Below are 12,946 nucleotides of genomic sequence, written 5' to 3'. Positions count from 1 at the left end.
TAGCTGTGGTCGTTATTGGCTATAGCACAACTGTATTGAATTTTGATGATCTTTTAAAAGGAGATAGCGGGATCGGAGTGCTTGTTATTGTAGGAAGTCTTTGCATTATTATTCTAATGGGGATTTTATTAACCTCAAGAAGTATTGCGAAAAAACATAATTCTTAATATGAAATTTGACGTACTCATTCTTGGCGGGGGCGCTGCTGGAATGTCTTGTGCACTTATTTTGGGATCGGCACTTCATAATAATATTGTCTCTAATAAAAAGGTGGGAATACTTATTCATCAAAAAGCTTCACATTTAAACTCGGCGCTTTTAAATAATGTTTTGGGTGTTGTACCAGGAACTTCAGGGCAACAAATTCTAAAAGAAGGAATTTTGCATTTAGAGGAACAATATCCTGAAATTGAACAAATAGCCGCGGAAAAGGTAAAAGAGATTATTCAGTTACAAGAAGGTTTCAGCGTAGTTACCAATAAAAACACTTACGAAGCTGAAAATGTAGTAATGGCAACTGGATATGCAAGTCCCTTCAGGATAAAAGGTTTGGAAGATGAAGTAATTCCGCATAAAAAAGCGAAAGTTTCCAAGGAGCGTATTCAGTTAAAAAATGAAGATCATTTAGTAAAACCGGGATTGTACGTAGCCGGTAGTCTTGCTGGATGGCGCAGTCAATTTTCTATAGCCTGTGGGAGTGGCGCAAGTGTAGCTACAGATATTTTAAGTTGGTGGAAAGGAGAGCACACTAAGGTGCACGACAAGCTGCTATAACATAAAATAACCGGTGAACATTAATGGGATTGAAAGTAACATTAAAATGAGGCAGGTGCGGTGCAATCTTCTGTAAAGCAGGGCAAGTCTTAACTTCTCTTTAAATTCTTTATCATCGGTTTTATTAATCTGATTTTTAATAGAGGTAACCGAAACATTTGCAGAAGTAACAAGAATATCTTTTTGTAAAAAGAGTAGTGCGCTGTTGTCTAATAGCCTAAAGCTCACCGCTATTATAAAGAAGAAAAGCGGGGAAACGGTTAAGAAAATGATAAGATTTTCATGATACGCACTCACGAATGCAAGCTATTAATTTTTCTGGGATAATTCAAGAACTTTCTCTATTGCAGGATCATTTTCATTAATTAATTTCTCGAAAGCCGTGGTGCCGTAGAGTTGTTGGGCGATCACTGCTTTTAGATATTGCTTTAGTAATGCGGTATGACTATTAACATTAAGCCGAATATTTCCGTTCCCAATAAACCGAACAAAATCCTGCACCATTTTGTTTGAGATGCTAACTTTTTCATCAAAATCCTCGCGTTTTACATTGTTGTAAAAAGCACGGTTTTCTTCGAGTACGTTAAAGATGAACCGACTCATATAACCGCCGTGTAATAGGAGTTTAATGTTGTTTCTCTCGTTATCGCTATCAAGTGGAATAAAGATATCTGGAATTATCCCGCCGCCACCGTAAACTACTTTGCCTTTAGGAGTTTCGTACCTAAGTGAATCATCTACATTTATACTGTCGGCGCTATTGAGTTCCCCATTTTTATAACGGCGCATATAATCTTTAAAATAGCTCTCGTTTCCGTTGTCATAGGGTTTTTGAATAGATCGGCCTGTTGGGGTATAATAACGCGCTATGGTTAATCTAACCGCGCTGCCGTCTCCCAGATCCATTTCTCGTTGTACTAGACCTTTTCCGTAAGACCTTCTTCCCACTATGGTGCCGCGATCATTATCCTGTAGTGCGCCGGCCACCACTTCGCTGGCAGAAGCCGAATTTTCGTTTATTAGCACAAAAAGATCGCCTTTTTCTAAAAGACCTTTTCTACGGGAAAAAGTTTCTTCAACCGAGCCGCTTTTATTTTTGGTATAAAGAATTAATTTATCATCTTCTAGAAATTCATCTACAATCTTAATCGCTTCAGAAAGATAACCGCCGGGATTTTCTCTAAGATCTAAAGCTATTTGATTGGCTCCTTCTTTCTTAAGTTTTTTTAAAGCAGCTTGAAATTCTTTATAGGTAGTTTCAGAAAATCTATTCACTTTAATATAGCCCAAATCTGGAGATAACATATAAGCTGCATCTACACTTTTTAAAGGTACACGGCCACGTTTCACTTTAAAGGTGAGCAGGTCCTTGATTCCTTTTCGTTTTACTTTAAGCGTTACGCGAGAATCTTCTTCTCCTTTTAGATGTTTGGTGAGCGAATCGTTGGTGATGTCTTTATTAAAAAGTGGAGTGCCATCTGCATACAAAATGCGGTCGCCGCCCCGAATTCCTATTTTTTCGCTGGGACCGCCTTCCAGGGCCTGTATTACAACTACGGTATCGTTTACATTATAAAAACTAACACCAATACCCACAAAATCGCCCTGCATATTTTCTATTACTCCCGCATATTCTTCCTTTGGAATATATACAGAATGAGGATCCAGATTTTCAAGGATTCTATTTACCGTAATATCAACAATACTATCGGTATTTACGTCGTCTACATATTCATAATCTATGTAGTCTATAAGTCGGTTGAGTTTTTGTTTTTTCGGATTGGAAGAAAATAAGGCATCAGAAGAAGAAAAATCCAGTTTTCCGCCGAGCAAAACACCTGCGGCGCAAGCTGTAGCGAGAAGAATAGGGATTAATATTTTTTGCCTGGTATTCAATCTTCTAAATCGTTTATTTGTTCGAGGGTTACCCCTGCTTTTTCAAGAAAATCCAGTCCGGAATTATCTTTATAATCTATATGATACACCAACCTGGTAATTCCTGCCTGGTGAATTAACTTGCTGCATTCTTTACAGGGAGACATGGTAATGTAAAGTGTAGCACCAGTACAGGATTGCGTAGATCCTGCAACTTTTAAAATAGCATTTGCTTCAGCGTGTAGCACATACCATTTGGTGTAGCCCTCATCATCTTCACAATAATTTTCAAAACCTGTAGGAGTGCCATTAAAACCATCAGAAATTATCATTCTATCTTTTACAATAACTGCGCCAACCTGCTTTCTTTTGCACTGCGATAATTTACTCCATTCACGGGCAATTCTTAAATAAGCTTTATCGTACTTTAATTGTTTTTTCTTATCCATATTATCGGTATAATCCGGCTTTTTTAGGCGTGGTTTTCGCTTTATTTTTAATTCACTAAGTTATTAAATAGCCTGAAAATTTTCCTGAAGAATTGGTAAAATAATACCGATTACTAAGGCTGAAGTTACTAATATCCAGTCCCTTTTGGAAACCGAGAAGATATTTTGGGCAATAAAACCAAAAATTATTACAGCAATTACTACAATAACCTGCGCGGTTTCTATACCGAGGGCGAATTCTAAAAGTGGTAGAAATTTGCTTTCTGTATTTGAAGCCACCATTTTAAAATAGGAAGAAAAACCAAGCCCGTGAATTAAGCCGAAAAAAACGGTGGTAAAATACAACGGATTATGATTTTTGTTGCGTTCTTTTTTACTTGCAGTGACTATATTATATAAAGCTGCAATAATTATAGTAACAGGAATAAGCAATTCTACCCAGGCTGCATCTACTTTTACAATTTCATAAACCGAGAGAAATAAAGCTAAGGTGTGGCCAATAGTAAATAAAGTAACCAGCCATAGAATACGTTTCCAGCTGCTAAAAGTATAGGCTGCAACCAGTACAATTAGAAATAAAATATGGTCGTAAGCCTGCCAGTCTAGAACGTGTTCCAGACCTAATCTAAAGTACAGCCAGAATTGGGACATATCAAAAATATTAGAAAAACCCGAAAGTACAACTTATTCAGAATATTGCAAAAGCTTTTACGGCTCTTAGTTTTAGGGGTAAATATGCATAAAATGGTATTCTGGGAGCGGTTTTTAAGTCTTAGGTATTGCCGGTTTTTGTAATTTTTTACTAAATTTTTTTTAAAAATTATAAGCCCCTATAATTTCTCATTTTTAAAATTTAAATGAAAGAAATAGAATACGATTTATTGTTTAGGTATTTCGGTGAAATCCCAATATTAACGTTGGTTTAAAGAGTGTTGAATAAGATTTTAGGTAGTTTTGCTTGTTAAGTAGATTATGAAAATATTGGTTTTGAAAGTTTAAAAGGAGCTTTCCATAATTAGAACCCGATTTGTTTCACCACTAAAAAAATAATTATGAAGAAGAATCTAATGAATATGCAGTGTCTTGATATCTATCTTTCCTCTTTAAGCAAGGAAGAATATGAGAAAATTGAAGACGAAATTACTGTTTCTGATATTAAGGCGATGCCTCTTCGTAGCTGGGATATTTATAATGAGCATTATGCGAATCAATTATTGAGTTTAAAGCAACAAAAAGCAATTAATTCATTTAAAGAATTGGCGAAGAAATTCGAGTGGAAAAACAATTGGAAAGAGATATTTGAAGACAAAACTTTTGATGCTCTGGTTTTAACCAATCAGGAAGCTAAAATCCAATGGGTGAGTGAAGGTTTTACTGATATGACCGGCTATAGCAGCAGATTTGCGATAAATAAAACACCTCATTTTTTACAGGGAAAGGAAACCGACAGGGCTGTTTTAAACCGAATTAAACGCAAATTATCACGAGATGAGCCTTTTACTGAAGTTTTAGTAAACTATAAAAAAGATCAAACACCTTATAAGTGCGAGATTAGCGTCATTCCCTTGATAAATGACAGAACCACCCATTATTTAGCCCTGGAGCGGCAGGCATAAAATCTTTCGACTTTCCTTGATTTTTTGTAATTTCTGATGATAAATCAGAATTATGAAAAAAACCATCCAGAATATTGAAATCGAAGTTTCCCGGGGAGACATAGCCAATCAGCCCGGGATCGAAGCGGTGATAAATGCTGCCAATGCTCAACTTGCCACTGGCGGAGGAGTGGCAGGGGCAATTCATAGGGCTGCCGGGCCGCAACTTTATGAAGAATGTAAATCTCTTGCTCCCATTGCTCCCGGCGAAGCAGTGATAACCGGTGCTCATAATTTACCCAATAAATTTGTGATTCATTGTTTAGGGCCGGTTTATGGTCGTGACAAGCCCGAAGATAAGCTGCTGGAAAATTGCTATAAGAATGCTTTAAAACGTGCCGAGGAGAAAAATCTGAAGTCGGTTGCTTTTCCTTCAATTTCTACCGGCGCTTTTGGTTACCCAATAAAAGAGGCGACAAAGATTAGTTTTAATACAATTTTAGCCGAAATCCCAAAGCTTAAACACTTGCAAAAGCTTAAATTTGTGCTATTCAGTGAAGCAGATCTCGAGATTTACGAAACTATGCTTGCTGAAATGTAAACCAACCAAGCTATGCTAGATTTCTCCGCTACTTATACCGATCAGTATCAACTGGCGATGTCGCAGGTGTATTTTAAAAAAGGCCAAAAAGGCCATACCGCAATTTTTGATTATTATTTCAGAAAACTTCCTTATAACGGTGGGTACGCGATTTTTGCCGGACTTCAGGATTTACTGAAGATCATTGAAAACCTAAGATTTAATGATAAAGATCTGGAATACCTTAAAAAACAGGATTTTGATGATGATTTCCTGGAGTATCTAAAAGAATTTAAATTCCGTGGAAATATTTATTCAGTACAAGAGGGCGATGTGGTTTTTCCTACCCGCCCTATTTTGCATGTAGAAGCTAATATTATTGAAGCGCAAATTATAGAAACAATTCTCCTTAATTTACTCAATTTCCAAACCTTAATAGCTACAAAAGCCAGCCGAATTAAACTGGTTTCGGGGGAAAGAACTTTACTGGATTTCGGTCTAAGAAGGGCGCAGGGCCCCGGAGGTTATTATGCAACTCGTGCCGCAATTATTGGTGGTTTTAACGGGACAAGTAATGTGATTGCCGGGAGAGATTTTAATATTCCTGTTTCAGGAACAATGGCGCATTCCTTTATTCAAAGTTATGATGATGAAATCACGGCATTTAGGGATTTTGCCGAAGGCAGGCCAAAAGATTGCGTCTTGCTGGTAGATACTTACGATACGCTCAAAAGTGGTGTTCCTAACGCGATTAAAGTAGCGAAAGAGATGGAAGAACGCGGCCAGAAATTAATGGCAATAAGACTTGATAGTGGTGATTTAGCTTATCTCTCAAAACAAAGCAGGAAAATGCTTGATGCCGCTGGGCTCGATTATGTGAAAATAGCTGCTTCCAATCAGTTAGAAGAAAATGTAATTAAAAGTCTGCTGGAGCAGGGCGCCAGAATAGATGTTTTTGGTGTGGGTACTAACCTGGTAATCGGTAGTCCCGATGCTGCTTTAGACGGAGTTTATAAACTGGCCTATTCTAACGGAAAACCAAGAATTAAAATTTCAGAAAGTATTGTAAAGGTTACCCTTCCGCATAAAAAACAGGTGTATCGGTTAAGAGATACAGAAGGTAATTGCGTTGGTGGGGATCTGGTTACTCTTTTTGAAGAAGAAAATGTTGAAAATATGATTCATCCTTTTGAGCCTTATAAACAAATGAAAGTTGATGGTGTAGAAAAGGAACCGCTACTCCAGCCGGTGATGAAAAACGGACAAGACCTATTGAAACATAAATCGCTTCAGGAAATCGCCGAATATAGCAAAAACAGGCTTGCAGAGCTTTCTATAGAATATAAACGCTTTAATAATCCGCATATTTACAAAGTGGGAATTAGTGAGGCCTTAAAAGCCGAACGCGATAAATTAATTGCATCTTTTAAAAATTAGTTATGAAAACCTTGATTATTATAGATCCTCAAAACGATTTTATGCCCGGTGGCTCACTTGCCGTTCCTAATGGAGATGAGATTATCCCTGTAATTAATAAGCTACAGGAGAAATTTGATTTGGTAATTGCTTCCCAGGATTGGCATCCAACCGGCCACGCCAGTTTTGCCAGCAGCCATAAAGGAGAAAAGGAGTTTGAAACTATAGACCTAAATGGAATTGAACAAGTAATGTGGCCCGAGCATTGTGTTCAAAATACCGAAGGCGCTGAGTTTCATAAGGATTTGAAAACCTCAAAAATTGAAGCCATCTTTAGAAAAGGAACCAATCCTGAAATAGACAGCTACAGCGCTTTTTACGATAATCAACATCTAAAATCTACGGGACTTTCGGGCTATTTAAAGGAAAAAAAAGCAGAAGATCTCTATTTCTGCGGGCTAGCGGCTGAAATTTGTGTTCATTTTACCGCTAAAGATGCTATAAAAGAAGGTTTTAAAGCTACAATAATAGAAGATGCTACGAGGGCTCTAAATAAAGAAGATTTCGAAAAAGCAAAAGCTGAATTAAAGGAATTGGGAGGAAAAATTATTGCTTCAGGAGCTATTGAAAATTAATATAATACACATAGCCTACATTAACCCAAAAAATATAATCATTGAATTTATTTTGTGGTGCGGCAATATTTAATCCGTCAAGCCAGTCGCTTCCATAATATTGCCCACGGGCTTCAATTAAAAGATCATGCCTAAATCCCAGGCGGTACCGTACACCCAGTCCGCCAATTATAGAATAAGTGCTGCCACGGTCAAAGTTCATCCCGTCTACAAAAGTAGGAAATACATTTTTTTCGTTTTCTAATGATCCTAAATCAGAATAGGCGTCAGCTTTATAAGAAACAAAATGGCCGCCCAGGCTTATATAAGGAGAAAACATATAACCCGAATGCGTAAAATCGCGAATTCGAAAAGGGTGATATTCCAAATGTATTCCGCCTTCAATAATTTCACTTTCCCCGTGCATTGCTCTTAGTAATTGGCCGCCAAGGGTGGGTTTACTGGCAACAGGACCATAATGCTCTAATTTGGAGTAGAAATAATCCAGTTCGTTCCTAATTCTAAAGTGATTGGTAAAAAAAGAAGTGGCTTGCGAATAATGGCAATCGGTTTTATATGCGAAATTCATATAATGTGAAATTCCAATTCCGTAGCCCGCATTGTTAAGGTTATTTCTTACATTCCAGCGTTCCCCGTAATCAGTAAAAAATGAAGCAGGCCCGGCTTTTACGCCAATTTCATGCGCAATACCAAACTGGGCATAACCCTTTCCCTGAAAGAGGTATGTAAAAACTATAAAAGCTATTAATATCTTGCAATTATGCATTAGTTCAGGCTTGGAGGGTGCAACAAATATATAAAAACTACTTTAACAAAAAATTAGATAAAATATTTGATTTATAAATCGTTGAAAGTAAGACGTTAATTTTATATGAAAACATAAAAATTTGAGGTCGTTTTTTATAGAACTCATATATTTGCAGTACAAAACACAGCTTTTTTTATAAACTATTTGAAGTATCACATAATATGGAACAAAATATTCAAGATTTCCTAGATAAAGTATCAAAAAGGAATCAAAATGAACCCGAATTCATGCAGGCCGTGCACGAAGTTGCTGAAACAATTATTCCTTTTATAGAAGAGAATAAAAAGTATCAGAACATGCAGCTTTTAGAGCGTATGGTAGAGCCAGAACGTGTAATTATGTTCAGGGTTTCCTGGTTAGATGATGAAGGTAATATTCAGGTGAATCGTGGCTTTAGAATTCAAATGAATTCAGCAATCGGGCCTTATAAAGGTGGCTTGCGTTTTCACCCTTCCGTAAACCTTAGTATCCTTAAATTCCTTGCTTTTGAGCAGGTGTTTAAAAACAGCCTTACTACTTTGCCAATGGGTGGTGGAAAAGGAGGGTCTGATTTTGATCCCAAAGGAAAATCAGACAATGAGGTAATGCGTTTCTGCCAGAGTTTTATGACAGAACTTTATCGCCATATTGGAGCAGATACCGATGTTCCTGCGGGAGATATTGGTGTTGGTGCACGTGAGGTTGGTTATATGTTTGGCCAGTATAAAAGATTGCAAAATGAATTCACAGGAATTTTAACCGGAAAAGGACTTTCTTACGGAGGTTCTCTTATTCGTCCTGAAGCTACAGGCTATGGGAATGTATATTTTGCACAAAATATGCTAAAAACAAGAGGCGAATCTTTTGAAGGGAAAACAGTAGTGGTTTCAGGATCTGGAAATGTAGCGCAATATGCTGCCGAGAAAGCCCTGGAATTTAAAGCGAAGATTTTAACAATGAGTGATTCTGGAGGTTATATCTATGATGAAGCCGGAATTGATGCAGAAAAACTTCAGTTTATCATGGATCTTAAAAATGTAAGACGTGGTAGAATTAGTGAATATGTAGATCAATATCCTTCAGCTAAATATTTTGAAGGAGAAACCCCATGGGGCGTGAAATGTGATGTAGCGCTTCCTTGTGCAACGCAAAATGAACTAAAAGAAGCTGATGCTAAGAAATTAGTTGAGAATGGCTGTATGTGTGTTGGCGAAGGCGCTAATATGCCCTGTACTCCAGATGCCGTAGAGGTATTTAAAGAAGCAAAAATTCTTTTCTCTCCTGGTAAAGCTTCTAACGCTGGTGGTGTGGCAACCTCTGGTTTAGAAATGAGTCAGAATTCTATGAGATATAACTGGACTTCGCAAGAAGTAGATAGCAAACTTCACGCGATTATGAACGATATTCACGATCGTTGTGTTGAGTTTGGAACCGAAGAAGATGGTTATATAGACTACGTGAAAGGAGCAAATATTGCCGGTTTCGTAAAAGTTGCCGATGCCATGCTTGCCCAGGGAGTAGTTTAATTTATGCTATTTATTGATAAAATTAAGGTCGCTTTTTTAGCGGCCTTTTTTAATTATCTTCGGAAGAAATAATTTTCTAAAAAATGCTTGTTACCACTCCGGCCATTGTAATTAGTGCTTTAAAATACGGCGAGGCCGATTTGATCGTGAAAGCCTATACCTATAGCGATGGCTTAAAAACCTATATGCTTAAAGGAGTGCTGAAATCTAAAAAAGGAAAATTTAAAGCTTCGCAGTTCCAGTTGCTTACCCAGTTAGAGATCGTGGCGAATCATCGCAACCAGGGGAAAATGGAGTATCTTAAAGATGCTAAGGTGCTGCATACTTATACCAGCCTACATACCAATATGGTGAAAGGCGCGATGCTTATGTTTTTGGCTGAAGTTTTAAAAAATGCCATTCGGGAAGAAGAAACTAATCCGCAGTTGTTTAATTATCTTGAAAATTCACTGATGTGGCTGGATCTGCACGATAAAATCGCTAATTTTCATCTTTTATTTCTGCTAAATTTAACCCGTTATCTTGGTTTTTACCCCGATGCTTCTTCTAAAGAACTCACTTACTTTAACCTTTTAGATGGGGTTTTTGAAATAAATAGCATCAATAATTACTGTATAGAAGGCCAAAATGTTGCGGTTTTACGCCAGTTATTAGGCATAAATTTTGATGCCCTGAATATGGTAAAACTAAATCAGCAAAGTCGGTCGAATTTTCTAAGTATGCTACTTTTATATTATGAGCTGCATATTGAAGGTTTTAAGAAACCAAAATCGCTTGCTGTGCTTAACGAAATCTTTAGCTAAATGCGAAGTCTAACAGGAGTAATTCTCCTTTTTTTTATGGTTAATAGTATCTACGCCCAGCAGATACAGGTTTTGGATGAAGATAACCAGGAACCTCTTGCCAGCGTGGCCATTTACAATGAATCAAAGACCAAAAGTGCACTTACTAATTTTAGTGGTAAAGCCGATATTTCAGCATTTAACCGCGATGAAATTATACATTTTTCGCACGTAAATTATTCTAATAGAAGTCTCAAGAAATCCCAGGTTATTCAAAACCAAAATAAGGTCTATCTAAAAAGCAATGATAATGAGTTGGAGCAGGTAGTACTTTCGGTGGCGAAATTTGAAATGAATAAAGATGAAATTCCGCAGAAGATAGTCAGTTTTTCAGCAAATGATATTATTATGGCCAGTCCGCAAACTTCAGCCGATCTTTTAGAAAGCAGCGGACAGGTTTTTATTCAGAAAAGTCAACTAGGCGGCGGGAGTCCTATGATTCGTGGTTTTTCAACCAACAGGCTTTTAATTACCGTGGATGGAGTACGAATGAATACTGCCATTTTTAGAAGCGGAAATCTTCAAAATATAATTTCTATAGATCCACTTGCGGTAGAAAAGACCGAAGTAATCCTGGGGCCGGGCTCGGTAGTTTATGGAAGTGATGCCATTGGCGGTGTGATGAACTTTTATTCTTTAAAACCGAAGTTTTCTTTTGGTGAAAAAGCCGCGGTTTCAGGGAGCGCATATTCTCGTTACGCTTCTGCCAATAACGAAAAAACTGTTCATGCCGATGTGAACATTGGATTGGAAAATTGGGCGTTTTTAAGCAGTGTTAGCTTTTCAGATTTCGATGATTTGAGAATGGGATCTCATGGCCCCGATGAATATTTGCGAAACGAATATGCCGTGCGAAGAAATGGGGAAGATGTAATAGTTCCAAATGATAACCCACAGATGCAAAAACCAACTGGATATCAACAGGTTAATTTACTGCAGAAAGTAAAATTTATGCCTCACAAAGATTGGGATCTAAATTTAGGTCTTATCTATTCTACAACATCAGATTTTCCAAGATTTGACCGTCTTTACCGAAAGCGTGATGGTAATTTGCGTTCGGCAGAATGGTATTATGGTCCTCAAGAATGGTTTATGGGGAATTTTAAGATCAATAAAAAGGGAGACGGAGCATTGTATGATAAAGCCCAAATGACAGCTGCTTATCAATTTTTTGAAGAAAGCCGTCATAATCGTGATTTTGGCGAGGATTGGTTATACAACACCAAAGAAAATGTAGATGCGTATTCGGTTAATTTTGATTTTGAAAAGACTTTTGAGAAGAGCCGTTTATTTTATGGAGCCGAATATGTTTTTAATAAGGTGAATTCTACAGGATTTACAGAAAATATTTTAACCGAAGAAGAGAACATCACTGCTTCACGATATCCAGATGGTTCTACCTGGCAATCAATTGCGGCGTATACAACTTATCAATGGAAAATTCAGGAAGATCTTTCTTTTCAATCTGGACTTCGGTATAATCATATTTTGGTAGATGCTGATTTTGATGAGAATTTATATGATTTTCCATTTCAGAAAGCCAATATTAATACCGGAGCTTTAACGGGGAGCGCGGGAATTAACTGGCAGCAAAATAGGTTTATTGGTTGGCGATTAAATCTTTCTACAGCTTTTAGGGCGCCAAATATAGATGATGTGGGAAAAATTTTCGATTCTGAACCTGGTGCCGTTGTTGTCCCAAATCCAGACTTAAAACCTGAATATGCCTACAGTAGTGAACTTGGTTTTGACTGGAAGCCTGCCGAAAATATTAGTTTTATCGCGACCGCATTTTATACTTATTTAAATGATGCTATGGTGCGCAGGGATTTCAACTTAAATGGAGAAACCGAAATAGATTACCAGGGAGAACCAAGCCGGGTGCAGGCGATTCAGAACACAGCGAAAGCGCACGTTTATGGTTTTGAGAGTGGGATAGAAATTGATTTATCGGTCGCGCTAAGATTCAGTTCCCAAATAAGTATTACTGAAGGAAAAGAAGAGCAGGAAGATGGTTCTACCGCGGCATTACGCCACGCAGCTCCCATATTTGGAAATACACATTTAATATGGCACAAAAAAAGATTGAAATTCGACCTTTTTGCTGAATATAATGGGCAATTCGATTATGAAGATCTAGCTCCCTCAGAACAGGGCAAAGCCTATTTATACGCCATAGATGACAACGGGAATCCTTATTCGCCTTCCTGGTATAGCCTAAATTTAACCGGCCAATACGAGTTTAGTAAAAACTTGCTGGCAACCGCTTCCTTAGAAAATATTACCGACCAGCGTTACCGAACTTATTCTTCTGGAATTGCTGCTGCAGGTAGAAATTTAATTTTAGCACTGAGGTATAGTTTTTAAAAAGAACTCTAAACCTCACAGGTTTTCAAAACCTGTGAGGTTTTTATACTGATTAGTTTTCTTTTGGGTTAGCTTTTTCCGTTTTTCTAACCCGCTCTTT

The 12,946-nt window shown here is 37.5% G+C and carries 13 protein-coding genes; 8 read left to right on the top strand and 5 right to left on the bottom strand.

Annotated features, from left to right (window positions below):
- The first annotated feature begins 168 nt into the window (after positions 1-168).
- Positions 169-774: an FAD-dependent oxidoreductase gene (locus tag B5488_RS10880; RefSeq protein WP_079735287.1), complete on the top strand. Its 606-nt coding sequence runs from the start codon at positions 169-171 to the stop codon at positions 772-774.
- Here the strand turns inward: B5488_RS10880 and B5488_RS10875 are convergent.
- The 4 genes from B5488_RS10875 to B5488_RS10860 all read right to left on the bottom strand — a co-directional run bounded on the left by B5488_RS10875 (position 769) and on the right by B5488_RS10860 (position 3,749).
- On the bottom strand, positions 769-1,071 hold the full coding sequence (locus B5488_RS10875) for a hypothetical protein (protein ID WP_079735286.1): 303 nt from the start codon (positions 1,069-1,071) through the stop codon (positions 769-771). The two genes, B5488_RS10880 and B5488_RS10875, sit on opposite strands and share 6 nt — an antisense overlap.
- Before the next feature lie 12 nt (positions 1,072-1,083).
- The gene (locus B5488_RS10870; protein ID WP_079735285.1) at positions 1,084-2,670 is read right to left on the bottom strand and encodes a S41 family peptidase; all 1,587 of its coding nucleotides are present in this window, start codon (positions 2,668-2,670) and stop codon (positions 1,084-1,086) included.
- Positions 2,667-3,098: a deoxycytidylate deaminase gene (locus B5488_RS10865; RefSeq protein ID WP_079735284.1), complete on the bottom strand. Its 432-nt coding sequence runs from the start codon at positions 3,096-3,098 to the stop codon at positions 2,667-2,669. Before B5488_RS10865 ends, B5488_RS10870 begins: the two co-directional genes overlap by 4 nt.
- A gap of 63 nt (positions 3,099-3,161) precedes the next feature.
- Entirely contained in the window at positions 3,162-3,749 is a 588-nt protein-coding gene (locus B5488_RS10860) for a HupE/UreJ family protein (protein ID WP_079735283.1), read from the bottom strand.
- Between the two features lie 401 nt (positions 3,750-4,150).
- On the opposite strand from B5488_RS10860, the gene B5488_RS10855 reads away from it, so the two are divergent.
- From B5488_RS10855 to pncA, 4 genes are read left to right on the top strand one after another with little or no spacing between them, the layout of a single operon-like run.
- Complete coding sequence (locus tag B5488_RS10855; RefSeq protein WP_079735282.1) at positions 4,151-4,714, top strand: PAS domain-containing protein; 564 nt, start codon at positions 4,151-4,153, stop codon at positions 4,712-4,714.
- Between the two features lie 52 nt (positions 4,715-4,766).
- The gene (locus B5488_RS10850; protein ID WP_079735281.1) at positions 4,767-5,294 is read left to right on the top strand and encodes a macro domain-containing protein; all 528 of its coding nucleotides are present in this window, start codon (positions 4,767-4,769) and stop codon (positions 5,292-5,294) included.
- Positions 5,295-5,306: 12 nt separating this feature from the next.
- The gene (locus B5488_RS10845; protein WP_079735280.1) at positions 5,307-6,710 is read left to right on the top strand and encodes a nicotinate phosphoribosyltransferase; all 1,404 of its coding nucleotides are present in this window, start codon (positions 5,307-5,309) and stop codon (positions 6,708-6,710) included.
- Between the two features lie 2 nt (positions 6,711-6,712).
- Complete coding sequence (gene pncA / locus B5488_RS10840; protein WP_079735279.1) at positions 6,713-7,324, top strand: bifunctional nicotinamidase/pyrazinamidase; 612 nt, start codon at positions 6,713-6,715, stop codon at positions 7,322-7,324.
- On the opposite strand, the gene B5488_RS10835 is transcribed toward pncA, so the two are convergent.
- A complete protein-coding gene (locus tag B5488_RS10835) occupies positions 7,311-8,090 on the bottom strand; it encodes a THC0290_0291 family protein (RefSeq protein WP_079735278.1) in 780 nt (259 codons plus the stop codon). The two genes, pncA and B5488_RS10835, sit on opposite strands and share 14 nt — an antisense overlap.
- A gap of 203 nt (positions 8,091-8,293) precedes the next feature.
- Between B5488_RS10835 and gdhA the strand changes: the two genes are divergently transcribed.
- The 3 genes from gdhA (at position 8,294) to B5488_RS10820 (ending at position 12,846) form a co-directional block, all read left to right on the top strand.
- Positions 8,294-9,637 (top strand): NADP-specific glutamate dehydrogenase, encoded by a 1,344-nt coding sequence (gdhA, locus tag B5488_RS10830; RefSeq protein WP_079735277.1) that lies wholly within the window; start codon positions 8,294-8,296, stop codon positions 9,635-9,637.
- 83 nt (positions 9,638-9,720) lie between these two features.
- Positions 9,721-10,440 carry a DNA repair protein RecO gene (gene recO / locus B5488_RS10825; protein ID WP_079735276.1) on the top strand — a complete coding sequence of 240 codons (720 nt, stop codon included), beginning with the start codon at positions 9,721-9,723 and terminating at the stop codon, positions 10,438-10,440.
- Positions 10,441-12,846, top strand: a complete 2,406-nt coding sequence (locus tag B5488_RS10820) for a TonB-dependent receptor (protein WP_079735275.1) — start codon at positions 10,441-10,443, stop codon at positions 12,844-12,846.
- Positions 12,847-12,946: the final 100 nt, after the last annotated feature.

It is taken from the genome of Salegentibacter salegens, from assembly GCF_900142975.1.
Lineage (GTDB): Bacteria > Bacteroidota > Bacteroidia > Flavobacteriales > Flavobacteriaceae > Salegentibacter > Salegentibacter salegens.
The sequence above is the reverse complement of the archived record's forward strand: the minus strand, read 5'-3'. Positions and strand labels throughout refer to the sequence as shown.